Genomic DNA, 26,298 nt, shown 5'->3' on the forward strand with positions numbered 1-26,298 from the left:
GTTCAAAACTCGTTCTGCAGGGCCTTGTAGCCACGCACCAGGTCGACGTTGGTACGCGCCACGTCCTCGGAAAACTCCGAGGCGCTGACGCTCACCGGGGGAAACTGCCCGAGGTCGGTCTTGGGCCCGATACGGGTGGTGGAGGGTACGTAGAAACCCTGGGGCAGGTCGCGTCCGTCCACCACCGAGTTGTGCCGTACCACGCTGCCGTCGCCGACCACGCAGTTGAACAGCACGCTGTTGAAGCCGATGAACACCCGATCACCGACCACGCACGGACCATGGACGATGGAGCGGTGGGCGATGGAGCTGTACTGGCCGATGGTCACCGCCGCGCCGGACTTGGAATGGATCACCACGCCGTCCTGGATGTTCGAATTGGCGCCGATGGTGATGGCTTCCATCTGGCCGTCGGCATCCACCTCGTCGGCGCGGATCACGGCATAGGGGCCGACGAAGACGTTTTCGCCGATCACCACCTTGCCGCAGATGATGGCGGTCTTGTCCACATAGGCGGATTCGGCGATCACCGGCAGGTCGCCGGAGGGGTTCTTACGGATCATGGCGCGGGTCCTTCAAGGGAGAACTGATGACTTCCACCGCGCCATCGCGAATGGCGTTGTAGAAACAGTTGGGGCGCCCGGTATGGCAGGCCGGTCCGCTCTGCTGCACCTGCAACAGCACGGCATCGCCGTCGCAATCCAGGCGGGCCTCCACCAGGCGCTGGCGATGCCCGGAACTCTCGCCCTTGCGCCACAGGCAGCGGCGCGAACGCGACCAGTAGCAGACCTGGCCGCTGGCCAGGGTCTCGGTCAGGGCCTGGCGATTCATCCAGGCCAGCATCAGCACGGCGCCGCTGTCGTGGCATTGGGCGATGGCGGCGATCAGGCCATCGGCGTTCCAGGGCAGGGCATCGAGTACCTCGGCCAATGGCCAGCGGCTGCCCCGGGGGTGCAGCTTCCAGGTCCAGCAGCGATAGCGGCGGGTGCTTGATCATGGCCGGCTCAGGGCGTCGTACAGCGTATTGAGGTTGTATTCGAACAGCCCGGTGAAGGTACTGGCCGGGCCGCTGGCCGACAGCGCATCGGAATACAGGGTGCCACCAATATGCGCGCCGCTTTCTGCGGCGATCTGCTTGAGCAGGCGCGCGTCCTTGATGTTTTCCATGAACACCGCCTTGACCCTGGCCGCGCGGATCTGGGTGATCAGCGCGGCGACTTCCGCCGCGGAGGGCTCGCGCTCGGTGGACAGGCCTTGGGGCGCGAGAAACTCGATGCCGTAGGCCTGGCCCAGGTAGCCGAAGGCATCGTGGGAGGTGACGATCCGCCGATTGCCCGGCGGCAGGGCGCCGAGCTTGGCCTTGGCTTCGGCCAGCAGCTGGTAGATGCGCTTGAGGTAGGCCTGGCTGTTGCGTTCGTAGTCGCTGCGATGGGCCGGGTCGGCGGCGATCAGCGCCTTGGTGATGTTGTTCACATACAGTTCGCTGTTGGCCAGGTTGTGCCAGGCGTGAGGGTCGGGGATGTTCTCGCCGTCTTCTTCCAGGCTGCGCGGGATCACGCCACGGCTGGCGGTGATCACGGTGGCCGGGGTAGCGGTACTGGCGACCAGGCGGTCGAGCCAGGGTTCGAAGCCCAGGCCGTTCTTGATGATGAGCCGGGCGCCGAGCAGGGCCTTGGCATCGTCCGGCGTGGGTTCGTAGGTATGGGCGTCTTCGTCGGCCCCCACCAGGTTGCTGATCCGTACGTGCTCGCCACCGACCTCGCGGGTCATGTCGGCGAGAATGCTGAAGCTGGTGACCACGGCAATTTTGTCCGCCGCCTGGGCACTGGATAAGCACAGGGACAGCAGCAGGCTGGACAGCACGAGTAGGGCGCGCATCGGCAAGAACCTCACAGGGATGAAGGCAGGGGCGGGCGGTGCAGCAGGCCGTGGACCGGACCGAACACCACCGACAGCAAGTACCAGCCGCCGGCGATCAACACGATGGCCGGGCCGCTGGGCAGCGAGTAGTGGAACGACAGCAACAGGCCGAGCCACACCGACAGGCAGCCCAGGGCTGCGCTGATCCCGATCAGTGCTGGCAGGCGTCGGCTCCAGAAACGCGCAGCGGCGGCTGGCAGCATCATCAGGCCCACCACCATCAGGGCCCCGATGGCCTGGAAGCCGATCACCAGGTTGAGCACCACCAGGATCAGGAACAATCCATGGGCCAGGGGGCCGAGTCGGCTGACGCTGCGCAGGAACAGCGGATCGAGGGTATCCAGCAGCAGTGGCCTGTAGATCAAGGCCATGGCCAGCAGGCTGACGACCGAGACGATCAACATGCCGTCCAGGGTCGGCCCATCCACTGCCAGGGCTGAGCCGAACAACAGGTGCAGCAGATCCAGGCGCTTTCCGGCCAGCCCGAGAAGCAACACGCCGGCGGCCAGGGAGATCGGGTAGATGGCCGCAATGCTGGCGTCTTCCCGTAGCCCGGTGCGCCGGGTGATCCAGGCCGCCAACCCGGCCATGCCCAATCCCGCGCCAAGCCCACCGAGGGTCAGTGCCGGCAGGCTCAGGCCAGCGAACCAGAAGCCCAGGGCCGCCCCGGGGAGAATGCCGTGGGCCACCGCATCGCCGATCAGGCTCATGCGCCGCAGGATCAGGAACACACCCAGGGGAGCGGTGCTACAGGCCAGGAGCAGGCCGCCGAGCAAAGCTCGGCGCATGAACATGAATTCGTTGAAGGGCTGCCAGAGGTGGCTGATCAGGTGCATCAAGCCACCTGCACGCAGGGGCTGTGGGCGATCAGCTCGTGGCTGTGGGCGAACACACAGCCGCTGTGCTTGAGCAACAGGGCCTGGGGAATATGCTGGCGCACCGCGGGCAGGTCATGGCAGACCACCACCAGGGTGCGACCTTGGGCATGCCAGTTGTGCAGGTGGCGCCAGAGCAGGGCCTGCCCGGACTCGTCGAGGGCGGCATGGGGTTCGTCCAGCAACAGCAAGGGCGCTTCGGTGAGGGTCAACCGGGCCAGCAGCGCACGTTGCAGCTCGCCGCCGGACAGGGCTATCAATGGGCGTTTCTCCAGGCCTTGCAGATGCCAGTCGGCGAGGACCGCGTGCAGTTTTTGGGCGCGGCTGGCGGCGGTTTCACGTTTGCCCCAGAGGCCGGCGATCACCAGTTCCGCCAGGCTGATGGGGAACTGCCGGTCCAGGTGCTGTTGCTGGGGCAGGAAAGCCAGGCCGCCACGGCCGGGCTCGCTACGCTCCACCTTGCCCGAGAGTGGTTTTTGCAGGCCGGCGAAGACTTTCAGCAGGCTGCTCTTGCCCGCGCCGTTGGCGCCGATGATCGCGCTCAGGCTGCCACTTGGCAGGTGCAGATCCAGCGGTGGAGTCAGGGGCTGGCCTGGCGGTCCCCAGCGCAAGGCGTGGCAGCGCAGCATCAGGCCTCCCAGTTCCAGCGGCTTTCGGCCACGGCGTCATGGGCGTGCAGGCTTTCCGCATGGACCACTCGCAGGGTGAAGGCGTTGATTCCGGGAGAGCGACGCAGGGCCAGGTTGAGGCGGCGAGCGGCGTCTTCGCAGAACATCAGGTTCTGTCCGTTGGCCAGGGCAAAGGCCTGCTCGTCGGCCCGTTTGACCGCAGTTTGTACGGCGGTGCCCAGGGCGTTTTCGGCATCGTCGATCACCGCGATCAGCGGTAATTCGTCGACGAAGTTGTCCAGGCGCAGGCGCAGTTCAGCGTGGCTGCGCTGGCTGTGGGGCGTGGCGACGATGCCGTGGGACGAGCCCAGCCAGGCCAGGACTTCGGCATGTTGCAAGGTCTTGTTGGCGAAATCGTCGACGAATTGCTGCTGGATCAGCTGGCGCGCAAGCGCTGCGGAGCAGGGGCACGTTGAGGAATAGGGCACGTCGATTTTTAGTTCCACGTGGAACATCGCATTTTTCAAGCGCGCTTCGATGCTCAGCGAATAGCGTTTCCAGCCGGCCAATGGGCTGACCAAGGCTGGACGCTTGAGCAGCAGGTCCAGGTGAAGGCGCAGGTAGGCGTGTTGCGCCAGGCCTTCATGGCTGTCGAGGAAACGTTGCAGCACCCGGCGCAGCAAGGCCGGGTTCAGGTTCTGCTGCTCCAGCATCTCCAGGGCCAGGTACAGGCGAGACATGTGGATGCCCCGGGCCTCGCCATCGTCGAGGCTGACCCCGGCGTCGGCCAGGGCGGCGGTTCGTTGGCCATCTATCACTACAGGTAAGGCGATGCCACACATGCCGACCCAGTCCAGTGGCAAGGCTTGGCGTGAGGCCTGCGCAGCGATATCCGGCAGAGTCAGCGCGTTCATGAGCAGGTCCGTCGTTGGAAAAGATTCGACATGTTATATTATAACAATACAGTCGATGGAAAGTTTTTCCTCAACGGTCACCCATCCTGCCTTGTGAGTACGGACGCTCCTTTATCCGCGGTAGTCGCCATGCATAGACGTCAATTGCTCAACCTGTTGTTGGCCGGTACGGCCCTGGTGTTCCCCTGGCGTGTCGGGGCCACGCAGATCCTAAGTGCGCGGCTGTGGAACTCCGCCGACAAGCTGCGCCTGGTGCTGGATCTGAGTGGCCCGGTGCACTACAAGACCTTCACCTTGAGCGCTCCCGAGCGGCTGATCGTCGACCTGAGCGGCGCGCGCCTGATTGGTGACTTCAGCCAGTTGGCCCTGGCCAACACGGTGATCCGCTCGATCCGGTCCGGGCACTTCGGCCAGGGCGACACGCGGATCGTCCTCGACTTGAACCAGCCCGTGCAGCTCAACAGCTTCCTGTTGCCGCCCCAGGATGGCCAGGGTCATCGCCTGGTGCTGGACTTGGCCAGCAGCACCCGGGGCGCTCCCGGCATCGCCGCAGCCGCGGTCCCTGCTGCCAAACCCCAGGCCCCGGCGGACCGGCCCCATCCCAAGCGCGACATCATCGTGGTGGTGGACCCCGGGCATGGTGGCAAGGACCCGGGAGCCGTGGGCGCCAGGGGCGAGCGCGAGAAGGACGTCGTGCTGTCCATCGCCCAACTGCTGGCCAAGCGGCTCAAGCGCGAGAAGGGTTTCGACGTGAAGCTGGTGCGCAATGACGACTTCTTCGTGCCCCTGCGCAAGCGGGTGGAGATCGCTCGCAAGCACAAGGCCGACATGTTCATTTCGGTGCATGCCGATGCCGCGCCGCGCCTGACCGCTTCCGGGGCCTCGGTGTTCGCCCTGTCCGAAGGCGGGGCGACGTCGGCCACCGCGCGTTTCATGGCCCAGCGGGAAAACGGCGTCGACCTGCTAGGGGCCAGCAGCTTGCTCAATCTCAAGGACAAGGACCCGATGCTGGCGGGGGTGATCCTGGATATGTCGATGAATGCCACCATCGCCGCCAGCCTGCAGTTGGGCAGCACCGTGCTGGACAGCCTGTCGGGGATTACCAGTCTGCACCAGAAGCGCGTGGAGCAGGCTGGGTTCGCGGTGCTCAAGTCTCCGGATGTGCCCTCGATCCTGGTGGAGACCGGTTTCATCTCCAACAGCCGCGACAGCCAGCGCCTGGTGACCGCGCGGCACCAGCAGGCGATCGCCGATGGCCTGTTCCAGGGCTTGCAGCGTTATTTCGAGAAGAATCCGCCGGTCAACAGCTACATGGCCTGGCTCCAGGAAACCAGGAGCAACCAGGCCTAGGGCGTTCTCAGCAGCCCATGATGCGGCTGCAGGTGAATTGCCCACGGCTGCCGCCGGAACTGGAGAACCGGTTGCGCGTGGTCCAGCCCACGCGCTGGCTGTAGCCCACCCAGGCTTCGCCGTCGGAGGCCAGGCCGGTGAAGAAGGTCAGCTGGCCGTAGCGGCTGCTGGTCTGGGCCCAGTAGCGCTTGCCGATCACTTCGAAGCCCCGCAGGTAAAGGGTGTTGCCGGCGGTGGCGACGCTATAGGCGTTGCCCAGCGGATCGACGCAGGCCAGCAGGTTGGCGCTGCGGGTGCAGTTGGCCAGGCTGTCGGGGACGGCGGCTGCGGCGTGGCCGGTGAGCAGCAAGCCGCAAAGCAGGGCAGGCAGGAATGGGCGCATGGCGATTCTCAAGGCGGCAGGAGGGCAGCATCGCGCCCTTCGTCATGTCGGACAAGAGAGGGTTGGCGAATCTGCATTGTTATAATATAACATAAAAACAAGCCCAACCCGTGACCCGTCATGACTGAACAAGACCTGCTCGCCCAGCCCGATACGCATTACATGAACGAAGCCCAGCAAGGCTTCTTCCGCGAACTGCTGCTGGCACAGCGCAATGAATTGCAGGAGCGCATCTGCGGCGAATTCGACCTGCTGCGCGAGCAGGAGGTCCACAGCGACCCGGCGGATATCGGCAGCGCCGAGGAACAGCATCAATGGCAACTGCGCCTGCTGGAGCGGGAAAAGAAGCTGCTGGACAAGATCGATGAAGCCCTGGAGCGCCTGGCCCGTGGCGAATACGGCTGGTGTCGCGATACCGGCGAGCCCATCGGCCTGAAGCGCTTGCTGCTGCGGCCCACCGCCACCTTGTGCATCGAAGCCAAAGAACGCCAAGAGCTGCGCGAACGCCATCAACGGGCGCTTTGAGCCAGCCGCGAACCTGATGAGGAACCACCCATGACCGAACGTCTTCCCGTTACCGTGCTGTCCGGCTTTCTCGGCGCCGGCAAAAGTACCTTGCTCAATCATGTGCTGCGCAACCGCGACAACCTGCGGGTGGCGGTGATCGTCAACGACATGAGTGAAATCAACATCGACGGCAGCGAAGTGCAGCGTGATGTCAGCCTCAATCGCGCCGAAGAAAAACTGGTGGAGATGAGCAACGGCTGCATCTGCTGCACCCTGCGCGAAGATCTGCTGGAAGAGGTGGGCAAGCTGGCCCGCGACGGCCGCTTCGACTACCTGCTGATCGAATCCACCGGTATTTCCGAACCGTTGCCGGTGGCGGAAACCTTCACCTTCCGCGATGAGTCCGGCCAGAGCCTGGCGGACATCGCGCGGCTCGACACCATGGTCACCGTGGTCGACGGCATGAACTTCCTGGTGGATTACCAGGCCGCGCACAGCCTGGCCTCGCGAGGGGAAACCCTGGGCGAGGAAGATGAGCGCTCGATCACCGACCTGCTGATCGAGCAGGTGGAATTCGCCGATGTGATCCTGGTCAGCAAGATCGACCTGATCAGCAGCCAAGAGCGCCAGGAACTGCTGGCGATCCTGGCAAGGCTCAATGCCCAGGCGGAGATCATCCCCATGGTCATGGGCCAGGTACCGCTGGCGAAGATCCTCAATACCGGCCGCTTCGACTTCGAGCGAGCGGCCCAGGCGCCGGGCTGGTTGCAGGAACTGCGTGGCGAACACGTGCCGGAAACCGAGGAATACGGTATCGCCTCCACTGCCTACCGGGCCCGGCGACCGTTTCATCCGCAGCGCTTCTTCGATTTCATCGACCGGCCCTGGCGCAACGGCAAGTTGCTGCGTTCCAAGGGCTTCTTCTGGCTCGCCAGCAAATACCAGGAGGCGGGCAGCTGGTCCCAGGCCGGCGGCCTGATGCGCCATGGCTTCGCCGGCCGTTGGTGGCGCTTCGTGCCCAAGCAGCACTGGCCCCAGGACGAGGAAAGCACGGCGGCGATCATGTCCAACTGGACTGCCGCCACCGGCGACTGCCGCCAGGAGCTGGTGTTCATCGGCCAGAACATCGACTTTGCCCAACTCACCGCCGAGCTGGACCAATGCCTGCTGGATGACGGGGAAATGGCCCTGGGCGTCGAGGCCTGGAGCTTGCTGGCCGACCCGTTTGGCCCCTGGCATGACGAGGAGGCCGCCTGATGCTGGCCTTGGGTACGCCACTGACGCCGTTGGCCAGGCGTCCAGCGGCCTGGTCCCTGCTGGCCGGACGAGCGCGGGCGGCCCGGCGTGCGGCGATCGGCTCGACCCCGGCGGTGCTGGCCGAAGTGCTCGCCGATGAGATCAACCTCGGGCTCTGGCAGCGCCAGTTGCCGGCGCATATCGCGGATTTCGGCGAACTGCTGCTGTCGTTGAACGAGCCGCTGGCCCAGTCCCTGAGCCTGGAATTAGCCGACGAGGACGCGGTGCCGAATTTGCGCGGATTGGCGTCAGAGTTCAGCGATTTGCAGGGATATGACGGCTTCATCGCCGATGTTTTCTGGCTGGTCAGCGCTTTTTCCTGCCTGCTGGGCGCCCGCCGGGTGGGTTTGCGCTTGCGCGTGCTGGACAAGGCCATGTGCCCGCGTTTCCACGTCGATCATGTGCCGATGCGCCTGATCACCACCTATGCCGGTATCGGTAGCCAATGGCTGCGCGAAGGCGCAATGGATCGCCGACAACTGGGCCAGCCCGAGGCTGAGCCCCGGGATCCGGCGCTGATCCAGCAGATCGCCAGCGGCGCGGTCGCGCTGTTCAAGGGTGAGAAATGGCACGGCAACGAAGGCTTCGGCCTGATTCACCGCTCCCCGCAGCCTGCGCCCGGCGAGCGCCGGTTGATCCTGACCCTGGACTGGCTGGGCTGACAGGCCGCCGCCGCAGGTTGCGCAAGCTTCTGCGCCGGGGCTATCCCGGGCCCCAGGTAGCGCTTGTGCGCAGAAGGCTACGGGCGAGCGGATTTTCGCCAGGGCCGGGAAGGGCGTAGCATCGTTTCACGGCTTTTTCGGATTTCCCCCCATGCTGCAGAACATCCCCACCCACGTGATTGCCGGGCCCCTGGGCGCCGGCAAGACCAGCCTGATTCGCCAACTGCTGGACCAGCGGCCGGCCAACGAGCGCTGGGCGATATTGATCAATGAGTTCGGCCAGATCGGGTTGGATGCAGCTTTGCTCAGCCGCGACGAAGACGGCATCGCCTTTGGTGAGGTGGCCGGTGGCTGCCTGTGTTGTGTCAGCGGCGCGCCGTTCCAGGTCGGATTGGGGCGTCTGCTGCGCAAGGCACGGCCCGATCGGCTGTTCATCGAGCCCTCCGGTCTTGGCCATCCGGTGCAACTGCTCAAGCAGCTGGCGCAGGCGCCCTGGCAAGGCGTGCTGGCTTTGCAGCCATGCGTGCTGGTGCTCGACGCCCAGGCCCTGGCTGCGGGCCAGCCGTTGCCGGCGGCGCAGTCCGAAGCGCTGCCCGAAGCAGGCCTGCTGGTGTTGAACAAGGATGAACTGCTCAGCGCCGACGATCGGCTGCGGGTGCTGGAGTTGCTGCCCGGGCGGCCGCTGTTCTGGACACGCCACGCGGCGTTGCCGCTGGCCGAGCTGCCGGGGCTGAGCGCCGCTGCCCAGGCGGCCCTGGAGCCGCCCGAGCTGCCCCATGGCCTGGCGCAACTACCGGCTGTGTGGAGCGATCCGTCGCAGCCGATCTGCCTCAGCCAAGCCCAGGAGGAGGGGTGGAGCATCGGTTGGCGCTGGCACCCGGGGCAGCGGTTCGACCTGGCGCGGATCGATCACTGGCTACAGAACCTCGATTGGCGTCGGGCCAAGCTGGTGATCCATAGCGCCGAGGGTTGGCGTTCGGGCAATGGCCTGGACAACTCGCCATTCAATTGGCTGCCCAGCGAGTGGCGGCGGGATTCGCGCCTGGAGCTGATCTTCGCAGAACCTCAGGATGTGGCAGCGCTGCAAGCCAGCCTGGCACAGTGCCGCCTGTAGCGGCGGGAGCGGGGGTTGTTCAAGAAGTGATCAGTTACGCTTGCGATGTTCTTCGCGCCACTGGCTCAGTTCGATGATCTCGGCGCTGGGCAGTGGCTCCTTGACCTCAAAGGGATAGGGCGCCAGCTCGATATGCGCGCTATGGGCGCCGAATTGGGTGATGGTCCCCGAATGGCGGGTCTCGCCGGTCACCGTGAACTCGAAATTGTAGATCCGCGCCAGGCGCCGGCGGCCCTTGGCATCCTTGACTAAGCCGATGCGCTTGAGGGCCACGTTGCCGTCCAGCAGCTCGATATCGAGCCGGGCGCAATGCTGCTTGACCCGCTCCAGCGCCCGCTCGCGCAGGCCGTGGTTGTGCCACAACCAGGCAGCGCCGGTTGCCAGCAACATCAAGACAAAGATGTTTCCAAGGGTCAGCATGAAGGTGTGCTCCAACGAAGTGACATCAGCTTAACTGCGTCTCCGGTCTGTCGTACAGGTTGCGTTTAGTCGCATACTGCGCGGCTTGAATTCTCCCGGTTCTATGGAAAATCCTGCATGAAACGTACGCCCCACCTGCTTGCGATCCAGTCCCATGTGGTCTTCGGCCACGCCGGTAACAGCGCTGCGGTATTTCCCATGCAGCGGGTTGGGGTGAATGTCTGGCCCTTGAACACGGTGCAGTTTTCCAACCACACCCAGTATGGCCAATGGGCCGGGGAAGTGCTGGCGCCCAGGCAGATTCCCGAGTTGGTTGAGGGCATCGCCGCCATCGGCGAGCTGGGCAACTGCGACGCGATCCTCTCCGGCTACCTGGGCAGCGCGGCCCAGGGCCGGGCGATCCTCGGCGGCGTGGCGCGGATCAAGGCGATCAATCCCAAGGCCTTGTACCTGTGCGACCCGGTGATGGGCCATCCGGAGAAGGGCTGCATCGTGCCGGAGGAAGTCAGCGACTTCCTGCTCGACGAGGCGGCGGCCATGGCGGATTTCCTTTGCCCCAACCAGCTGGAACTGGACAGCTTCTGCGGGCGCAAGCCGCAATCGTTGTTCGATTGCCTGGCCATGGCCCGCTCGCTGCTGGAAAGGGGCCCCAAGGCGGTCCTGGTCAAGCACCTGGACTATCCCGGCAAGCTGGCCGACGGCTTCGAGATGCTGCTGGTGACCGCCGACGGCAGCTGGCACCTGCGGCGTCCGCTGCTGGCCTTCCCGCGTCAGCCGGTGGGGGTGGGCGACTTGACTTCGGGCCTGTTCCTGGCCCGGGTGCTGCTGGGCGACAGCCTGGTGGCGGCATTCGAGTTCACCGCCGCGGCTGTGCATGAGGTGCTGCTGGAAACCCAGGCCTGCGCCAGCTACGAGCTGGAGCTGGTACGCGCCCAGGATCGTATCGCCCATCCCCGGGTACGTTTCGAGGCCGTGCCGATCGGCATCTGAGCGGCACTTGCCTCAGGCTTGCTCGGAGAACTGCACCGTCGGCGCCGGTTGCCGAAAGCCCCGGGTATGTGCGGCCAGGTAACCCAGGCCCAGGGCGAACCAGGCCAGGCCGATGCCCAGGGTCAGGGCCGAGAGGCTGGTCCAGAGCCAGGCGATCAGGCCAAAGCCGATCAACGGCAACAGGCCGTAGCGCAGCAGGTGCCCGGCGCTGCGTGGCTGGCCCTGGCCCAGGTGGCTCTTGATCACCGCCAGGTTGACCACGGAAAACGCCACCAGCGCGCCGAAGCTGATCATCGACGCCAGGGTGGTCAGGTCGATCACCACTGCCAGCAGCGATACCAGAGAAATCAGCACAATCGCCGTCACCGGCGTCTTGTAGCGCTGCGAGAGAGTGCCGAACACCCGTGGCGGCAGGATGCCGTCGCGGCCCATGCTGAACAGGATGCGCGAGACCGAAGCCTGGGACGCCAGCGCCGAGCCCGCTGCACCCGCCACGTAGGTGGCGGTGAAGAACATTTCCAGGAAGCGTCCGCCGGTGCGCAGCATGACTTCGCTGGCGGCCGAGTCGGCGTTGTCGAAACGGCTGCCGGGGAATGCCAGCTGGCTGGCCATGGCCAGCAGGATGAACAGCAGGCCGGCGCCCAGGGTGGTGATGAGGATGGCCCGGGGGATGTCCCGGCGCGGGTCGCGGGTTTCCTCGGCCAGGGTCGACACCGCGTCGAAGCCCAGGAACGACAGGCACAGCACCGCCGCTCCCGCCATCAATGGCAACAGCCCGGGCTGGCTGCCATCGCCGTTCCACGGAGCGACGAGGTCCAGCTCCGGGGCACCGGCCAACTGGCGCACCACCAGGGCCAGGAACACCACGACGAATACCAGCTGGGCGCAGACGATCAGGTTGCTCATGCTCGACACCGAGCCGATGCCCCGGATGTTCAACAGGGTCACCAGGGCGATGGTCGCCACCACGAACACCCAGGCGGGCACGGCGGGAAAGGCCAGGTTGAGAAACAAGCCGATCACCAGGTAATTGATCATCGGCAGGAACAGGTAGTCGAGCAGCAGCGACCAGCCGGCAAGAAAGCCGATCCCCGGGCCGAAGCTCAAGCTGGCATAGGAGTAGGCCGAACCGGCAATTGGATATTTCTTGACCATCACGCTGTAGGAGCGGGCGGTGAAGAGCATCGCCAGGAGAGTGATCACGTAGGCGGCCGCGGTACGCCCGCCGGTCATCTGGGTGACCACGCCGTAGGTGGTGAAGACGGTGAGCGGCACCATGTACACCAGGCCGAAGAACACCAGGGCCGGCAAGCCGAGGATGCGCCGTAGCGCGGTGCCCTGGGCACTGTGGGTGAAGTCGCCGAGGCTGTTGGTGGACGGCAGGGACGGACTGCTGGGCAGGGGATTGGCGCTGGGCATTGTTATTGTTCTCGCGCGTTCGTTGGCTCGAAGGCTCCCGGGACAGGGAGTGCGTTTGTGCCTTGCCCGATGATTCTGGCAGCGCTATCGGGCCGGTATAACCCTCTAAGTGGTCAAAAAGGGATCGATATGGCCATTCGGGATGACCGTATATACGGCCTTGGGGAGGTGGGGGCTGGAGCGAGGGAGGGGAGCGCTGGCGGCTCGGGGGCAGGGGGACCGTCCGTGGTCCGGCGGGATCAGCGTTTGGCAATCATGGGCCGTCGGCCTTGATCTCCTGGTAGCGCTTTTCCAGTTCCTGGCGGATCTGCCGGCGCTGCTGGGCCTGGATGTAGCGGCGCTTGCCGTCGGCGGTCTGCGGTTGCAGCGGTGGAACCGGAGCCGGTTTGCGCTGATCGTCCATCGCCACCATGGTGAAGAAACAACTGTTGGTATGGCGCACCGAGCGCTCCTGGATATTCTCGGTCACCACCTTGATGCCCACCTCCATGGAGGTGTTGCCGGTGTAGTTGACCGAGGCCAGGAAAGTCACCAGCTCGCCGACATGCACCGGCTCGCGGAAGATCACCTGGTCCACCGAGAGGGTCACCACGTAGCGGCCGGCATAGCGGCTGGCGCAGGCGTAGGCGACTTCGTCGAGGTACTTGAGCAGGGTGCCGCCGTGGACATTGCCAGAGAAGTTGGCCATGTCGGGGGTCATCAATACTGTCATCGACAGTTGGGCGTTTCCGGGTTCCATAGCACGCTCACGGGTTCAGGGCAGGGGTTGCTGGAGCACCTCTCTCGGGCGCTTGCTCCAAAGGGATTTCAAGCCATCGATAACGGGACGCCGGTCTGTGCTGCGCCGTCACGCTCCGGTGGATCTGTTTCCATATATTGCATCGCCTTCTGGCTGGAAGTTGCAGTGTTACCCTGCAAAACACCCGTTCCAGGGGTTTTTCATCGCTCTTGCAGAGCATTTTCTTTCGACCGTTCGGACCTTTCTTTTTCAGGGATCACTGACAAGGCAGCGACTGACGCCAGCGCAGGCGGCTTTTCAAACGCTCTCCCCGAGGATGGCCCCCGTCCAACATTCAAGGAGAACCTAGGTCATGCATGCCATCAGTTTCATTCAGGACCTGGCCGTGATCATGCTGGTCGCGGGTGTGGTGACCGTTCTCTTCCATCGATTCAAGCAGCCGGTGGTGCTGGGCTATATCGCCGCGGGCTTCATCATCGGGCCCCATACCCCGCCTTTCGGGCTGATCCACGACGAGCAGACCATCAAGACCCTGGCCGAGCTCGGGGTGATCTTCCTGATGTTCTGCCTGGGGCTGGAATTCAGCCTGCGCAAGCTGTTCAAGGTGGGCGCCACGGCGTTCATCGCGGCGTTCCTGGAAATCGTCCTGATGATCTGGATCGGCTACGAGATCGGCCGCTGGTTCGACTGGAGCACCATGGATTCGCTGTTCCTCGGGGCGATCCTGGCCATCTCTTCCACCACCATCATCGTCAAGGCGCTCAACGACCTGAAGATGAAGAACGAACGCTTCGCCCAGCTGATCTTCGGCGTGCTGATCGTCGAGGACATCCTGGGTATCGGCATCATCGCCCTGCTGTCGAGCATCGCGGTCAGCGGCACGGTGAGTTCCGGCGAGGTGTTCTCCACGGTGGGCAAGCTCTCGCTGTTCATGGTGGTGGCGCTGGTGATCGGCATCCTGCTGGTGCCGCGCCTGCTGGCCTACGTGGCCAAGTTCGACAGCAACGAGATGCTGCTGATCACCGTGCTGGGCCTGTGCTTCGGATTCTGCCTGCTGGTGGTACGCCTGGAATACAGCATGGTGCTGGGGGCGTTCCTGATCGGCGCGATCATGGCCGAGTCCCGTCAGTTGCTGAAGATAGAACGCTTGATCGAACCGGTTCGCGACCTGTTCAGCGCGATTTTCTTCGTAGCCATCGGCCTGATGATCGATCCGCAGATTCTCCTCCAGTACGCCTGGCCAATCGCGGTGATCACCGTGGCGGTGGTATTGGGCAAGATGCTGTCCTGCGGCATGGGCGCCTTCATCGCGGGTAACGATGGCCGTACGTCGTTGCGAGTAGGGATGGGGCTGTCACAGATTGGCGAGTTTTCATTCATCATCGCCGCCCTTGGCATGACCTTGCAGGTCACCAGCGACTTCCTCTATCCCGTGGCGGTGGCGGTTTCGGCCATTACCACCCTGCTCACCCCCTACCTGATCAAGGCCGCCGACCCGCTGTCGTTGAAGCTATCGGCGGTGCTGCCCAAGCGACTGAGCCGGGTGCTGGGAATGTACGGCGAATGGTTGCGCAGTATTCAGCCCCAGGGTGAGGGCGCGCTGTTGGCGTCGATGATCCGCAAGATCCTGCTGCAGGTAGGGGTCAACCTGGCGCTGGTGGTGGCAATCTTCTTTTCGGGCAGTTACTTCTCCAGGCGCATCGGCACTTACCTGCAGGACTGGATCAGTGATCCGGGCTGGCAGAAGGCGCTGATCTGGGGGGGCGCGCTGCTGCTGTCGCTGCCGTTCCTGATCGCCGCCTATCGCAAGCTCAAGGCGCTATCGATGCTGCTGGCGGAGATGGGGGTGAAGGCGGAAATGGCCGGGCGGCATACCCAGCGGGTGCGGCGGGTGATCGCCGAGGTGATCCCGGTCTTGTCGTTGCTGGTGATCTTCCTGCTGTTGTCGGCGTTGTCGGCGAGCATCCTGCCGACCCTGGAGCTGCTGGTCCTGGTGGCGATCGTGGCGGCGGCGGTGGCGGCGCTGCTGTGGCGCTGGTTCATCCGCGTGCATACACGGATGCAGGTAGCGTTGATCGAGACCTTCGACCAGAGCAAGGATGGTGGCGGGCATTGACCCTGCCTCTCGCCAGCAGGGCGCTGGCGAGGGACCCCGCACCGCGACCGGGCTGGTCACGGCGTCATGGTTTCAGCTTTCCAGCCAGACGTCCCGCGCCCAGTGCCACACCGATTCCCAGGAATCCTCGGTGATCAGCTCTTCCTCGCCGGACCAGAGCACCACGGTGCCGTCTTCTTCCACGCAATAGTAATCGTCGCCGTCCTGGCAGATCGGGATCAGGTCCCGAGGCACGCCCATGTCCCAGGCGTTCGCCGCCACGTCGGGCAGGTAAGTGTGCGATTGCGGATCGGTGACGGTGACCGGCTCCAGGCTGCCGTAGACCACATCGCTGACCGTCAACAGGAACTCTTTGAAGACGAACGGGATATTGATGAACAGCTGTTCCTCGATTTCCACCAGCAGGTCTTCGTCCGGCAGCTCCAGGGGCACGGGCACCGGTTCGTTGGCTTCTCGGAGTTGTTCGATGACTTCTTCCACGGCCTGGGTCCTCTTAGCTCTATGGCGCGGTTGGTTGACGGCGGTTTATACAGTAGCTCGCGATAAGTGCAATCGGGAAATGCAAAACCCCGACCTGAGTCGGGGTTTTGCATTACAGCTATGACAGCAGGATGAATCAGCCGTTCTGGCGGATACCTGCCACCAGCCAAGGCTGGTTGTCGCCCTGGGCGCGTTCCATGTTCCAGCTTTCGCTGAACGCTTCGCCCTGGTCGAAGCGCGAAGTCTTCGAGACACCGCTGAAGGTCAGGGTGGCGATGGTCTTGTCGGCACGGTCGTCCACGCCTTCGAGCTGCACTTGCAGGTTGTCGATGTAGGTCGACTGGAAGCCGTCGCCCAGGTCGGCGCGCTCCTGCTTGAGGAATTGCAGCATCTGCGGGGTCACGAACTCGGCGATCTTGTCCATTTCATTGGCGTCCCAGTGTTGCTGCAGGGACTGGAAGTGGTTGCGCGCGGCTTCGACGAAGCGTTCTTCGTTGAACCAGGCTGGAGCGTTGATCACCGGACGGGCAGCCGGAGCCGCCGAACCGCCGAAGATCGAACCGCCGGCAGGCGCCTGGGGCTGGAAGGCTTCGCGCTGCATCGGCGCATGGCCAGCCGGGGCGAATTGCTCCTGCTGCTTGCGACGACGAGCGGCGATGAAGCGGAAGATCACGAACGCGATGACCGCCATGATCAGGATGTCGAAGATCTGCATGCCCTGGAAGCCGCCGCCCATGAACATGGAGGCCAGCAGGCCGCCGGCGGCGATGCCGGCCAGAGGGCCGAGCCAGCGCGAAGCACCGCCAGCCTTGGCTGCGGCGCCCGCGGCACCGGCTGCGCCAGCGGTGGCTGCAGCGGCAGGGGCGCCCGGTGCGCTGGGAGCCGCCTGGCGAGCCTGGTGGGTCGGGGCAGCGCCGGCGCTTTTGCCGCCGCCGAAGCGCTTGGCGTTGGCGTCGAGGCTCATCGTCAGGCCGATGCACAACGCCATGGCGATGCTAAGAAAACGTTTCATAAAGGGGATTCCCATTTGTGGATGTCACGCGCGCCATATTGCACAGGTGACGTGTCAGTGGCGAGCGGCATAATGTTTCGGGCTTTTGCCTGGCCAACCCGCTCCGGTCTGGCTTGGAATCATGCTCGCCGATATGGATTTGTCCGTCCGAGGGCGGTCCGGTTCCATCCCGCGGTCGTTCAGCGACGCACCGCCAGCAGCACCACGCCGGCGGTGATCAGGCCGATGGCGCTCCACTGCCGCAGATCGAGCTTCTCTCCCAGCAGGGCCACGCCGATGATCGCGACGATCACCACGCTGAGCTTGTCCACCGGCGCCACCAGCGAGGCGGGGCCCAGTTTCAGGGCGCGGTAATAGCACAGCCAGGAAGCTCCGGTGGCCAGCCCGGACAGCAGCAGGAACAGGTAGCTCTTGGCAGAAATCGATTCCAGGGACTGATATTGGCCCGTTGCGTACAAAATCAAGGCCAGGCTCACCAGCACCACCCCGGTGCGCAACAGGGTGGCGAAGTCGGAATTGACGTTCTCGATGCCGATTTTGCCGAAGATCGCCGTCAATGCAGCGAAAACGGCCGACAGCAGGGCCCAGAAGGTCCACGATGAAAAAAAGCCTGAACCCATGCTCGTGCTTCCTTTATTGCGGTATGGGCCCGGCGTGTCGATGAAGGGGCAGGGTGCGCCTTCACCGGCATGCTGGCTCTTGCCGGGAGATTAGATGGCTTCCAGCTTGGCGTAGCCCAGCATCAGCCACTTGCTGCCTTCGCTGAAGTTCACCTGGACCCGTGCCTGGGCCCCGGAGCCTTCGAAGTTGAGGATCACCCCGTCGCCGAACACCGCGTGGCGTACCGCCTGGCCCAGGCTCAGGCCGGTTTCCGGGATCGCGCTGCCGCTGAACAGGCTGCTGGTGCTCTGGGACTGGCCGCCGCCGAAAGGCCGGCTGACGCTGTTGGACAGGCGCACTTCCTGGATCAGGCCCTTGGGCACTTCGCGTACGAAACGCGAGACCTTGTTGTAGGTCTCGCTGCCGTACAAGCGCCGGGTCTCGGCATAGGTCATGACCAGGTTCTGCATGGCCCGGGTGATGCCGACGTAGGCCAGGCGGCGTTCTTCCTCGAGGCGGCCGGGCTCTTCCAGGCTCATCTTGTGGGGGAACAGGCCTTCTTCCATGCCCACCAGGAACACATAGGGAAATTCCAGGCCCTTGGCGCTGTGCAGGGTCATCAGCTGGATGCTGTCTTCGTGTTCGTCCGCCTGGGCGTCGCCGGCCTCCAGGGAGGCATGGCCGAGGAAGGCCGCCAGGGGCGTCAGATCCTCGTCTTCCTCGGTGTTCTCGAAGTTGCGCGCGGCGCTGACCAGCTCCTCGAGGTTTTCTACCCGGGCCTGGCCTTTCTCGCCCTTTTCCGCCTCGTGGTAGGCGATCAGCCCCGACTGCTCGATCACCGTCTGGGTCATCAGGTGCAGGGGCATGTCCAGGGTCTTGGCCGCCAGGTTCTCTATCAACTCCATGAAGGCGCCCAGGGCGCCGGCCGCACGCCCGGTCAGGCCCTTGTTGGCCACCAGCTGGCGCATGGCTTCCCACATCGATACATGGCTGTGGCGGGCGTGTTCGCGGATCGCCTCGACGGTCTTCTCGCCGATGCCCCGGGCCGGTACGTTGATCACCCGCTCCAGGGCCGCGTCGTTGCCCCGGCCTTCCAGCAAGCGCAGGTAGGCCATGGCGTTCTTGATCTCGGCGCGCTCGAAGAAGCGCTGGCCGCCGTAGATGCGGTACGGGATGCGTTCGCGCAGCAGGGCTTCCTCCAGCACCCGGGACTGGGCGTTGGAGCGGTAGAGAATGGCGATATCGCTGCGGGCCAGGCCGGTCTTGAGCGCGCTCTCGATGGTTTCCACCACGTAGCGGGCTTCATCGTGCTCGTTGAAGGCGGCGTACAGGTTGATGGCCTCGCCATCGCCGCCGTCGGTCCACAATTCCTTGCCCAGGCGCCCGGTGTTGTTGGCGATCAGGGCGTTGGCGGCCTTGAGGATGCCGGCGGTGGAACGATAGTTCTGCTCCAGGCGGATCACCTCGGTATCCGGGAAGTCGTCGGAATACTGGTGGATGTTCTCGATCTTCGCGCCACGCCAGCCGTAGATCGACTGGTCGTCGTCGCCCACCACCATCAGGCTCTCGCCGCCCTGGGCCAGCAGGCGCAACCAGGCGTACTGCACGGCGTTGGTGTCCTGGAATTCGTCCACCAGCACATGGCGGAAGCGCTTCTGATAGTGCGCCAGCAGGCCCGGGTAGTCGCGCCACAGGTCCAGGGCGCGCAGCAGCAGTTCGGAGAAGTCGATGACCCCTGCGCGCTGGCAGGCGGCCTCGTAGGCTTCGTAGATGTTGCGCATGGTGGCCAGGAACAGGTCGCCGCTGGCCTGGATATGCTGCGGACGCAGGCCCTCGTCCTTCTGGCCATTGATGAACCACTGGGCCTGGCGGGCCGGCCAGCGCTGTTCATCCAGGCCCAGGTCGCGGATCACCCGCTTGACCAGGCGTTGCTGGTCGTCGCTGTCGAGGATCTGGAAGGTCTGGCTCAGCCCGGCTTCCTGCCAGTGGGCACGCAGCAGGCGGTGGGCCAGGCCGTGGAAGGTACCGACCCACATGCCCGCCGGGTTGATGCCCAGCAATTGCTCGATACGGTGGCGCATCTCGGCCGCCGCCTTGTTGGTGAAGGTCACCGACAGGATCGAGTGGGGCGAGGCGTTCTCGACCTGGATCAGCCAGGCGATACGGTGCACCAGCACACGGGTTTTGCCGGAACCAGCGCCGGCCAGGACCAACTGACGACCCAGGGAGGCCGCTACGGCCTGGCGTTGGGCATCGTTGAGGGAATTCAACAAGAGGGAGAGATCATCGCGCATCGGCGCATTCTAGGGGCGCGCGCCACCCCGGGCAAACCCGGCTTCGCATTAGCCGATAAAACAACCGTGGGGACGACCGGCCAGTCACGGACCACGGCCTTCGGCGCTTCTTGGTGCGAGCCTTCGCGGGGCATTTACGGCACCGTCGGTTTTATCGATTTTATGACTTGGGGCAGTTTGGCTCGCGGCTTTGCTTGTGTATGCTCCGGCGACGTTTCAGGCTCACCATTATAAGAACACTGCCTATGACACCTATTCCCGACCTGTCGGGGCCTTTCATGGAGCCCCGGGTCATCCGCCAGCACTATGCCGTGGAGATGGCAGTGGAGCGCACGCGCTTGCTGTACCAGGGCTCGTTGCTGCCAACCCTGTTCATGCTGCTCAACGGCCTGGTCTGCACCTGGTTGCTGTGGAGTCCCGCACGCTACCTGCTACTCAGTGTCTGGATGGTCTGGCTGCTGGCCCTGGTGGCCCTGCGGGTGATCCAGGTGGCGGCCTTCGACTCGGCGATACCCAGCCGCCAGGCGCAACCGGTGTGGCAACGCATGTTCCTGCTGGGCTCCACGGTCAGCGGCCTGACCCTGGCCTGTGCCGGCATCGCCCTGGTGCCCACCGACAGCTTCTTGCAGCAGGCCTGGGTCTTCGGCCTGATCGGCGCCGCGATCCTTTGCGCCAGCGTGGCCTATGCGGTCAGCCTGCAGGCCTTCCTGTCGTTCACCCTGCCATGCCTGTTGCCGGCCATCGCCTACCTGTTCTGGGGCGGTGACGAGCAGCAGCGCGGCTGGGGCTGGCTGGGCCTGATCCTGCTGGCGTCCTTGAGCGTGGTGGCCTGGCAGGTCAACCGGGTGATCCACCGGGGTCTGTTGCGGCGCTTTCAGAACCAGGCGCTGATCGAGCACCTGCAGGATGCGCAGAGCCGCAGCGGCCAGCTCAATCGCGAGCTGGCCCGGGAGGTCGAGCAGCGCCGCAACGTGGAGGAGCGGTTGCGCCAGGCCCAGGCCGCGTTGGAGCAGCGGGTGGCCCAGCGCAGTCTGGAGCTGGATGCCGCCAACCAGGCCCTGGGCAAAAGCGAGGCGCGCCTGGCCCTGGCCCTGCAGGCCAGCGAGCTGGGGCTGTGGGACTGGAACCTGCAAACCGACGAGGTCCACCACACGCATCTCAAGGAACTGTTCGGCCTGGAGCCGGAAGGGGTCACGGCGATGCTCAGCCACCTCAAGCCGCGCCTGCATCCCGAGGACTTGCCGGTGCTCAAGCGAGCCCTGGTGGAGCATTTGAAGGGACGCAGCGAGGATTACCAAGTGGAATACCGGGTGCGCCATGGCGCCGGCCACTGGGTCTGGGTCGAAGACCGTGGCCGCGCGGTGGAGCGCAGTCCCGAGGGCCGGGTCTTGCGCATGGTGGGCACCCGCCGCGACATCAGCGCCGACAAGGAACTGGAGGCCCAGCGCAACCTGGCGGCCACGGTGTTCGAGGCCGCCAGCGAGGGTATCGTCATCCTCGATCCCGACTATGTGCTGATCGCCGCCAACCAGGCCTTCAGCCAGGTCACGGGTTTCCAGATCGAGGACATGCTTGGGCGCAATGTGGTGGAACTGGCTTGCAGCCGCGATGCCCGGCGCCATTATTCGCTGATCCACCAGGCCCTGGAGCAGCACGGCAGCTGGCAGGGCGAGTTGGTGGAGACGCGCAAGAACGGCGAGCTGTACCCGCAATGGCTGCAACTGAACGTGGTGCGCGACAAGCGGGGAGGGGTCCGGCATATCGTGGGCTTCTTCGCCGATCTCTCGGCCCGCCGGGAGTCCGAGGAGCGCATGCGCTACCTTACCCACTATGACGAGCTCACCGGCCTGGCCAACCGCTCGCTGTTTCGCGAACGCCTGCGCGAGGCCCACCAGCGGGTGCGCCAGGGCGGACGCAGCCTGGCGCTGCTGCATATCGACCTGGATCGCTTCAAGCTGCTCAACGATAGCCTGGGCCATGAAGTGGCCGACCAGCTGCTGCAGAAAATGGCCCGGCGGCTGGTCAACGCCCTGCCGGAGGCCGACACCATCGCCCGTTTATCCGGGGACGAATTCGCCGTGCTGTTCGATGCCTATGGCAGCCTGTCGAGCCTGACCCGGGTCGCGACGCGGCTGCTGAGCAAGTTGCGCCTGCCGATCACCATCGAAGGCCATGAGTTGGTGGTCAGCGCCTCCATGGGCATCAGCATGCTGCCGGACAGCGCCAGGGAGGTCGCCGCGCTGGTGAGCCAGGCGAACATGGCCATGGCCCATGCCAAGCACCTGGGCGGCAACAATTTCCAGTTCTATACCGAGAGCCTGCAAGCCAGCACCCTGGAGCGCCTGCAACTGGAAAACCAACTGCGCAAGGCCATCGAGGACGACCAGTTGATGGTCTTCTACCAACCCAAGCTGTGCCTGGCCACAGGTCGGCTCAACGCCGCCGAGGCCCTGGTGCGTTGGGAGCATCCGGTGCTGGGGCGGGTGCCGCCGGGGGACTTCATCGGCCTGGCCGAGGAGACTGGGCTGATCGGCCCGATCGGCGAGTTCGTGCTGCGCCAGGCTTGTCGCCAGGCTTGCCAATGGCGGCAGCAGGGCCTGGAGCCGATCCGGATCTCGGTGAACCTTTCGGTGTACCAGCTGCGCCAGGGCAAGCTGGTGAGCCTGGTGCGCCAGGTACTGGAGGAAACCGGGCTGGAGCCGCACCTCCTCGAGCTGGAGCTGACCGAAAGCCAACTGCTGGACAGTGTCGAGCACATCATCGCGACGTTCCAGCAACTGCGCGACCTGGGGGTCAAGCTGGCCATCGACGACTTCGGCACCGGGTATTCGTCCCTGAGCTACCTCAAGCGCATCCCGGTGGATTACGTGAAGATCGACCGGGCGTTCATCCGCGGCCTGGCCGAAGGCGGCGAGGATGCGGCCATCACCCGGGCGATCATCGCCATGGCCCACGGGCTGTCCCTGAAGGTGGTGGCCGAGGGCGTCGAGGACCAGGCCCAGTTGGCCTTCCTGCGGGCCGAACGATGCGACGAAGTGCAGGGTTACCTGATCAGCCGTCCGGTGGACGCCCAGGGCCTTGCACTGCTGTTGCAGGCCCAGTCCTGCTAGCGGCCTGGGCCACGCGAAAAAACGGCTACATAGGGCGTACCCAGCTGAATATGGGGGTAGGCGGGTAATTTCCTGATGCATTGAGCAGGCAAAAAGGCGTTTCCTGTAGTATAACTACAAGCTCGCTACATCCTCCGGCACCTGCCGATAACCGTGAGTCCCCGCCCTTGAACCTGTTGCAGCACATCGCCCAGTCTCGTCATCTGTTACGCAAATCGGAGCTCAAGGTCGCCGATCATGTGCTCCTCGATCCTGCGGCCGTGATGCACAGCTCCATGGCGGACCTGGCGCATAGCGTGGGCATCAGCGAGCCGACCATCGTGCGTTTCTGCCGGGCCATCGGTTGCTCGGGATTCCAGGACCTGAAGCTCAAGCTGGCGCAGAGCCTCGCGGCCGGGGCCAGCTTCGGCCAGTTCGCGATCCATGAGGATGACTCGGTCGCCGACTACAGCCTGAAGATCTTCGATACCACCCTGCATACCCTGATGGAGGTTCGCGAGAAGCTCGATCCGGTGGAGCTGCAGCGGGCCGTGAGCCTGATGTCCCAGGCCCAGCGGGTGGAGTTCTACGGTTTCGGCGCTTCCGGCGCGGTGGCGGCGGATGCCCAGCACAAGTTCTTCCGCCTGCTGCTGACCGCGGCAGCCTATTCCGACCCGCACATGCAGGCGATGTCGGCGGTGACCCTCAAGCCCACCGACGTGGCGATCTGCATTTCCCAGTCCGGGCGTTCCAAGGACCTGCTGATCACCGCCAACCTGGTGCGCGAGAGCGGGGCCAACCTGATCACCCTGTGCCCGAGCCAGACGCCGCTGGCCGAGCTGTCGACGGTCAACCTGGCCATCGATGTGCACGAGGACACCGAGATCTACACCCCGCTGACCTCGCGCATCGCCCACCTGGTGGTGATCGACGTCCTGGCCATGGGCGTCGCCATGGCCCGCGGGCCGAGCCTGGTCAACCACCTCAAGAGCGTGAAGCGCAGCTTGCGCAGCCTGCGCCTGTCACCCAAGGCGGTCAAAGCCCTGGACGACTGAGCCGGCAGCATCGCGGCTAGGGCAACGAGGCGTCGTCCTGGTCATCGAGGTCGTCCGGCTTCACTTCCGCCAGGGTGCCTGCCGCGTCTTCGCTGAGGCCGCGCGCCTGGCGCACGGCGGCGATGTCCGGTTTGCAATCCAGCAGCCTCTGCGCGGCCAGCAATTGCTCGTTGGCCTCCTCCAGCCGTACCAGCTCTTCGCCATAACCTTCGTAGTCAGTGTCGTCGTCCGTCAGGTCGTCGATGCGCCGCTGCTTGGCGCTCAGGTTGGCGTGGATCCTTTCCAGCAGATCCTGGTGCTCGGCAATCTCGTCGATGATTTCATCGACTTCCTCGGGGTCGGCCGCAGCGTCGGGCGCCGGCTCCTGGTTCCGAGCGGCAGCGAGGGCCGCCTCTTTGTCCAGGTTGAAGATCGTGGATTGCCCGGCAGGTGCTGCGCCGGGGGTTTTTTCGTGTTCGGGGGTGGTCATGGCGATGCTCTCCAAAAGGAAACAGGGATGGGTTTGTCCAGCTCGGTACTGCGAGGGCGATAATAGAGAGCGGCTATTTTCCGGTTGACCGGAAATCCGGGGAGGCGATGTCCATTTTTCAGGGAGCGGCAGTCGATGGTCAGGATTCCAGCGTATTTTGAAGTCTTCGAGGTGTTGTGCTGGGGAGCAGGACTGGTTACTTGCACTGCCGATGGTTTTTCCGGGCTCAGGTCCTATGAGGCCAAGCAGAAGCTGTACTACCGGGAATCGAATGGCGTTAAGCAGGGATTGCTAGCGGATTTGCTCAGGTATCTGGTGCAGGATGACCAGGCGCTGGCCGCCAGGCTCCAGCACTATCTGAGCCAATACGAACATATCTTCTCGATACTGAAATCACGTCCGATCATCACTTACCAGGACTACCCAACGGGAATAGCCCGGTTCCTGGATACGTGGGTGCTACCGCAACTGGCGGTACTCTTGCATCGGTTGGGTGACAAGCTCTCTCCTCGAACGACGCTCCATCATTTCCACACACTGCTGGTCAGCCACGGGGCTGGCGACCTGCAGGCTTCCTCCCTGAAGGCCTACGTAAAAAGCCTGGTTCCAGCCACGGTGGAAGCTGCGGATTTTTTCTATGCCCTGGATAAGACCAGCGACAAATCCCATAAGAAACTCTCCACGATCAACGCCGAGATCGAGAGCCTCGGGGCGGAGATTTCATCCAGCAAGCTAACCGCGGCGCAGCAGCAGGAACTGCTGGACACCATTGGCGGCGCGTACCGGGCGGCGACGGCCCTCAACCGTTTTTCCAAGATGTACAGCGCTGCCCAGGTCGATTCGAAGAGCACGTTGGTCGAACGTTTTCGTCATCACTACGAGGGTGTCTGCAGGCGTCGAAAGCCGGATCGCCTACTGGTTGCGCATATCGGACTGTTCAAGGGGTTCATTGCTTCCCGCTTGCTGGATGCCGATGGAAATCCTTACTTTGAGCACATATTCGATAACTTTTTACAGCAGATCGCCGCCTGCTCGATCGAGGAATTCGAACCTCTCTACCAGCTTATCCTGGCCACTGAGGAAGTCCCCCGGGACCCCGTGGTGATCGAGCAGGCGTTCGCCAGGCTGCAACGGCATCCGGACTACCCGCTGTTCGCGGCCTTTGGGTTGCAGGCACGGGCCGCCCTGGCCCTGGAGGAAGGCGAGACTGTGCGAGCCCTGGAGCTTTATCGGAGCGTCTTGCCGTACGCGGAAAAACAGCAGTTGGGGCATCTGGGGTTTTTCGCCGCGTCCTATGTCATTGCGCTTGAGATTTCGCAGGAAAAGCCCCTGCACTACGGATGCTTGAACCCCTGGATCAGCAAAAGAATTGAATCTGAGCGACAAATCCTTGAACTGCGCATGAACTTTTCCACGGTTTTTCTTTCATCCAATGACTCGCCTGAATGGCAGACCTCGCTACAGGCAGTGTTCTCTTCGATCAGGGAATTCAACAGCGATATGTCTGAACTGACCCGAGTTCCTCTCGAGAGTTTTTGCAATCCGTTGAAAAAGCTCGACGGATTCATGGGAGCGTTCTTCCAGTTGCTTGGGGAGAATGGCGATGAGGCCCCGTTCGGCAAGCTGATCTGCAAGGCGATCAAGAGCAAGGACCGGGAGCGCTCGGTATTGAGCATGCACACCGCCACACCCTATGAAGTCCTGCGCGATGAACGTCTGTACGCGCTAACGCTGTTCGGTGGCCGCAAGCTGTACTTCCAGCTGAACCCCCACTTGCATGCGTACTACCGGTTATCGGACGCCCGCAAGAAACTCATCCTCCAAGCCTTGAGTCCGGATCGTTACCGGCACGATTCGCAGCGGACCCATTGAGTGCGGCCGGGCAGCCGCTTGTCGGACGCTGCAAGCTTCATCGTTCTGTTACTCCAGTGACGTACAACTGTCATCGGCTTGGCGCATCGTGACGCTTCCGTACTCGCATTGGGAG

The 26,298-nt window shown here is 64.1% G+C and carries 24 protein-coding genes and 1 pseudogene; 10 read left to right on the forward strand and 15 right to left on the reverse strand.

The genetic code is table 11. The features are described from left to right. Positions 1–2 precede the first annotated feature (2 nt). From H7A76_RS00860 to folE2, 6 genes and pseudogenes are all read right to left on the reverse strand, one after another. On the reverse strand, positions 3–563 hold the full coding sequence (locus H7A76_RS00860; RefSeq protein WP_022641958.1) for a carbonate dehydratase: 561 nt from the start codon (positions 561–563) through the stop codon (positions 3–5). Further along, positions 553–997, reverse strand: a pseudogene (hisI, locus tag H7A76_RS00865) (phosphoribosyl-AMP cyclohydrolase). Before hisI ends, H7A76_RS00860 begins: the two are co-directional and overlap by 11 nt. Next, on the reverse strand, positions 994–1,878 hold the full coding sequence (locus tag H7A76_RS00870; RefSeq protein WP_185696787.1) for a metal ABC transporter substrate-binding protein: 885 nt from the start codon (positions 1,876–1,878) through the stop codon (positions 994–996). Before H7A76_RS00870 ends, hisI begins: the two are co-directional and overlap by 4 nt. 11 nt (positions 1,879–1,889) lie before the next feature. After that, positions 1,890–2,756 (reverse strand): metal ABC transporter permease, encoded by an 867-nt coding sequence (locus H7A76_RS00875; protein WP_185696788.1) that lies wholly within the window; start codon positions 2,754–2,756, stop codon positions 1,890–1,892. Beyond that, the gene (locus tag H7A76_RS00880; protein WP_185696789.1) at positions 2,756–3,424 is read right to left on the reverse strand and encodes a metal ABC transporter ATP-binding protein; all 669 of its coding nucleotides are present in this window, start codon (positions 3,422–3,424) and stop codon (positions 2,756–2,758) included. Before H7A76_RS00880 ends, H7A76_RS00875 begins: the two co-directional genes overlap by 1 nt. Further along, positions 3,424–4,317, reverse strand: a complete 894-nt coding sequence (folE2, locus tag H7A76_RS00885; RefSeq protein ID WP_185696790.1) for a GTP cyclohydrolase FolE2 — start codon at positions 4,315–4,317, stop codon at positions 3,424–3,426. Before folE2 ends, H7A76_RS00880 begins: the two co-directional genes overlap by 1 nt. Before the next feature lie 129 nt (positions 4,318–4,446). Between folE2 and H7A76_RS00890 the strand changes: the two genes are divergently transcribed. Next, positions 4,447–5,667: an N-acetylmuramoyl-L-alanine amidase gene (locus H7A76_RS00890; RefSeq protein ID WP_185696791.1), complete on the forward strand. Its 1,221-nt coding sequence runs from the start codon at positions 4,447–4,449 to the stop codon at positions 5,665–5,667. Positions 5,668–5,674: 7 nt separating this feature from the next. On the opposite strand, the gene H7A76_RS00895 is transcribed toward H7A76_RS00890, so the two are convergent. Continuing rightward, the gene (locus tag H7A76_RS00895) at positions 5,675–6,049 is read right to left on the reverse strand and encodes a glutamine synthetase (protein ID WP_185696792.1); all 375 of its coding nucleotides are present in this window, start codon (positions 6,047–6,049) and stop codon (positions 5,675–5,677) included. A gap of 120 nt (positions 6,050–6,169) precedes the next feature. Here H7A76_RS00895 and dksA point away from each other — a divergent pair, with 120 nt between their 5' ends. The 4 genes from dksA (at position 6,170) to H7A76_RS00915 (ending at position 9,628) form a co-directional block, all read left to right on the forward strand. After that, positions 6,170–6,574 (forward strand): RNA polymerase-binding protein DksA, encoded by a 405-nt coding sequence (gene dksA, locus H7A76_RS00900; RefSeq protein ID WP_185696793.1) that lies wholly within the window; start codon positions 6,170–6,172, stop codon positions 6,572–6,574. Between the two features lie 30 nt (positions 6,575–6,604). Then, complete coding sequence (gene zigA, locus H7A76_RS00905) at positions 6,605–7,813, forward strand: zinc metallochaperone GTPase ZigA (protein WP_185696794.1); 1,209 nt, start codon at positions 6,605–6,607, stop codon at positions 7,811–7,813. Then, on the forward strand, positions 7,813–8,514 hold the full coding sequence (locus tag H7A76_RS00910; RefSeq protein ID WP_185696795.1) for a DUF1826 domain-containing protein: 702 nt from the start codon (positions 7,813–7,815) through the stop codon (positions 8,512–8,514). Before zigA ends, H7A76_RS00910 begins: the two co-directional genes overlap by 1 nt. Before the next feature lie 151 nt (positions 8,515–8,665). Then, a complete protein-coding gene (locus H7A76_RS00915) occupies positions 8,666–9,628 on the forward strand; it encodes a CobW family GTP-binding protein (protein WP_185696796.1) in 963 nt (320 codons plus the stop codon). 30 nt (positions 9,629–9,658) lie between these two features. Here the strand turns inward: H7A76_RS00915 and H7A76_RS00920 are convergent, their stop codons facing one another. Beyond that, a complete protein-coding gene (locus H7A76_RS00920; protein ID WP_185696797.1) occupies positions 9,659–10,048 on the reverse strand; it encodes a DUF3301 domain-containing protein in 390 nt (129 codons plus the stop codon). A gap of 117 nt (positions 10,049–10,165) precedes the next feature. Between H7A76_RS00920 and pdxY the strand changes: the two genes are divergently transcribed. Next, positions 10,166–11,038, forward strand: coding sequence for a pyridoxal kinase PdxY (gene pdxY / locus H7A76_RS00925; protein WP_185696798.1), 873 nt, complete (start codon positions 10,166–10,168; stop codon positions 11,036–11,038). 12 nt (positions 11,039–11,050) lie between these two features. Here the strand turns inward: pdxY and H7A76_RS00930 are convergent, their stop codons facing one another. Continuing rightward, positions 11,051–12,457: an APC family permease gene (locus H7A76_RS00930; RefSeq protein ID WP_185696799.1), complete on the reverse strand. Its 1,407-nt coding sequence runs from the start codon at positions 12,455–12,457 to the stop codon at positions 11,051–11,053. 253 nt (positions 12,458–12,710) lie between these two features. After that, positions 12,711–13,196 (reverse strand): acyl-CoA thioesterase, encoded by a 486-nt coding sequence (locus H7A76_RS00935; protein ID WP_031320745.1) that lies wholly within the window; start codon positions 13,194–13,196, stop codon positions 12,711–12,713. 352 nt (positions 13,197–13,548) lie between these two features. Here H7A76_RS00935 and H7A76_RS00940 point away from each other — a divergent pair, with 352 nt between their 5' ends. Beyond that, complete coding sequence (locus H7A76_RS00940) at positions 13,549–15,312, forward strand: cation:proton antiporter (protein ID WP_185696800.1); 1,764 nt, start codon at positions 13,549–13,551, stop codon at positions 15,310–15,312. Positions 15,313–15,384: 72 nt separating this feature from the next. Here H7A76_RS00940 and H7A76_RS00945 read toward each other — a convergent pair whose 3' ends face one another. From H7A76_RS00945 to uvrD, 4 genes are all read right to left on the reverse strand, one after another. Continuing rightward, positions 15,385–15,792: an SMI1/KNR4 family protein gene (locus H7A76_RS00945; RefSeq protein WP_185696801.1), complete on the reverse strand. Its 408-nt coding sequence runs from the start codon at positions 15,790–15,792 to the stop codon at positions 15,385–15,387. A 136-nt stretch (positions 15,793–15,928) separates the two neighbouring features. Next, a complete protein-coding gene (locus tag H7A76_RS00950) occupies positions 15,929–16,804 on the reverse strand; it encodes a Tim44 domain-containing protein (RefSeq protein ID WP_185696802.1) in 876 nt (291 codons plus the stop codon). A gap of 179 nt (positions 16,805–16,983) precedes the next feature. Further along, positions 16,984–17,424: an EamA family transporter gene (locus tag H7A76_RS00955; protein ID WP_185696803.1), complete on the reverse strand. Its 441-nt coding sequence runs from the start codon at positions 17,422–17,424 to the stop codon at positions 16,984–16,986. A gap of 90 nt (positions 17,425–17,514) precedes the next feature. After that, entirely contained in the window at positions 17,515–19,698 is a 2,184-nt protein-coding gene (gene uvrD / locus H7A76_RS00960; protein ID WP_185696804.1) for a DNA helicase II, read from the reverse strand. A gap of 245 nt (positions 19,699–19,943) precedes the next feature. On the opposite strand from uvrD, the gene H7A76_RS00965 reads away from it, so the two are divergent. Then, positions 19,944–22,808 (forward strand): EAL domain-containing protein, encoded by a 2,865-nt coding sequence (locus tag H7A76_RS00965; protein ID WP_185696805.1) that lies wholly within the window; start codon positions 19,944–19,946, stop codon positions 22,806–22,808. A 167-nt stretch (positions 22,809–22,975) separates the two neighbouring features. After that, positions 22,976–23,842 carry a transcriptional regulator HexR gene (gene hexR / locus H7A76_RS00970; protein ID WP_022641942.1) on the forward strand — a complete coding sequence of 289 codons (867 nt, stop codon included), beginning with the start codon at positions 22,976–22,978 and terminating at the stop codon, positions 23,840–23,842. 16 nt (positions 23,843–23,858) lie between these two features. Here hexR and H7A76_RS00975 read toward each other — a convergent pair whose 3' ends face one another. Beyond that, positions 23,859–24,311, reverse strand: coding sequence for a hypothetical protein (locus H7A76_RS00975; protein ID WP_185696806.1), 453 nt, complete (start codon positions 24,309–24,311; stop codon positions 23,859–23,861). Between the two features lie 135 nt (positions 24,312–24,446). Here H7A76_RS00975 and H7A76_RS00980 point away from each other — a divergent pair, with 135 nt between their 5' ends. Further along, positions 24,447–26,183 (forward strand): hypothetical protein, encoded by a 1,737-nt coding sequence (locus H7A76_RS00980; protein WP_185696807.1) that lies wholly within the window; start codon positions 24,447–24,449, stop codon positions 26,181–26,183. Positions 26,184–26,298: the final 115 nt, after the last annotated feature.

This window comes from Pseudomonas sp. MSSRFD41, from assembly GCF_014230245.1.
Lineage (GTDB): Bacteria > Pseudomonadota > Gammaproteobacteria > Pseudomonadales > Pseudomonadaceae > Aquipseudomonas > Aquipseudomonas piscis.

Excerpts from the sequence above, each read along its gene's own strand:
- H7A76_RS00860 (WP_022641958.1), bottom strand. The coding sequence starts at position 563 with ATGATCCGTAAGAACCCCTCCGGCGACCTGCCGGTGATCGCCGAATCC.
- H7A76_RS00870 (WP_185696787.1), bottom strand. The coding sequence starts at position 1,878 with ATGCGCGCCCTACTCGTGCTGTCCAGCCTGCTGCTGTCCCTGTGCTTA.
- H7A76_RS00875 (WP_185696788.1), bottom strand. The coding sequence starts at position 2,756 with ATGCACCTGATCAGCCACCTCTGGCAGCCCTTCAACGAATTCATGTTC.
- H7A76_RS00880 (WP_185696789.1), bottom strand. The coding sequence starts at position 3,424 with ATGCTGCGCTGCCACGCCTTGCGCTGGGGACCGCCAGGCCAGCCCCTG.
- folE2 (WP_185696790.1), bottom strand. The coding sequence starts at position 4,317 with ATGAACGCGCTGACTCTGCCGGATATCGCTGCGCAGGCCTCACGCCAA.
- H7A76_RS00890 (WP_185696791.1), top strand. The coding sequence starts at position 4,447 with ATGCATAGACGTCAATTGCTCAACCTGTTGTTGGCCGGTACGGCCCTG.
- H7A76_RS00895 (WP_185696792.1), bottom strand. The coding sequence starts at position 6,049 with ATGCGCCCATTCCTGCCTGCCCTGCTTTGCGGCTTGCTGCTCACCGGC.
- dksA (WP_185696793.1), top strand. The coding sequence starts at position 6,170 with ATGACTGAACAAGACCTGCTCGCCCAGCCCGATACGCATTACATGAAC.
- zigA (WP_185696794.1), top strand. The coding sequence starts at position 6,605 with ATGACCGAACGTCTTCCCGTTACCGTGCTGTCCGGCTTTCTCGGCGCC.
- H7A76_RS00910 (WP_185696795.1), top strand. The coding sequence starts at position 7,813 with ATGCTGGCCTTGGGTACGCCACTGACGCCGTTGGCCAGGCGTCCAGCG.
- H7A76_RS00915 (WP_185696796.1), top strand. The coding sequence starts at position 8,666 with ATGCTGCAGAACATCCCCACCCACGTGATTGCCGGGCCCCTGGGCGCC.
- H7A76_RS00920 (WP_185696797.1), bottom strand. The coding sequence starts at position 10,048 with ATGCTGACCCTTGGAAACATCTTTGTCTTGATGTTGCTGGCAACCGGC.
- pdxY (WP_185696798.1), top strand. The coding sequence starts at position 10,166 with ATGAAACGTACGCCCCACCTGCTTGCGATCCAGTCCCATGTGGTCTTC.
- H7A76_RS00930 (WP_185696799.1), bottom strand. The coding sequence starts at position 12,457 with ATGCCCAGCGCCAATCCCCTGCCCAGCAGTCCGTCCCTGCCGTCCACC.
- H7A76_RS00935 (WP_031320745.1), bottom strand. The coding sequence starts at position 13,196 with ATGGAACCCGGAAACGCCCAACTGTCGATGACAGTATTGATGACCCCC.
- H7A76_RS00940 (WP_185696800.1), top strand. The coding sequence starts at position 13,549 with ATGCATGCCATCAGTTTCATTCAGGACCTGGCCGTGATCATGCTGGTC.
- H7A76_RS00950 (WP_185696802.1), bottom strand. The coding sequence starts at position 16,804 with ATGAAACGTTTTCTTAGCATCGCCATGGCGTTGTGCATCGGCCTGACG.
- H7A76_RS00955 (WP_185696803.1), bottom strand. The coding sequence starts at position 17,424 with ATGGGTTCAGGCTTTTTTTCATCGTGGACCTTCTGGGCCCTGCTGTCG.
- uvrD (WP_185696804.1), bottom strand. The coding sequence starts at position 19,698 with ATGCGCGATGATCTCTCCCTCTTGTTGAATTCCCTCAACGATGCCCAA.
- H7A76_RS00965 (WP_185696805.1), top strand. The coding sequence starts at position 19,944 with ATGACACCTATTCCCGACCTGTCGGGGCCTTTCATGGAGCCCCGGGTC.
- H7A76_RS00975 (WP_185696806.1), bottom strand. The coding sequence starts at position 24,311 with ATGACCACCCCCGAACACGAAAAAACCCCCGGCGCAGCACCTGCCGGG.
- H7A76_RS00980 (WP_185696807.1), top strand. The coding sequence starts at position 24,447 with ATGGTCAGGATTCCAGCGTATTTTGAAGTCTTCGAGGTGTTGTGCTGG.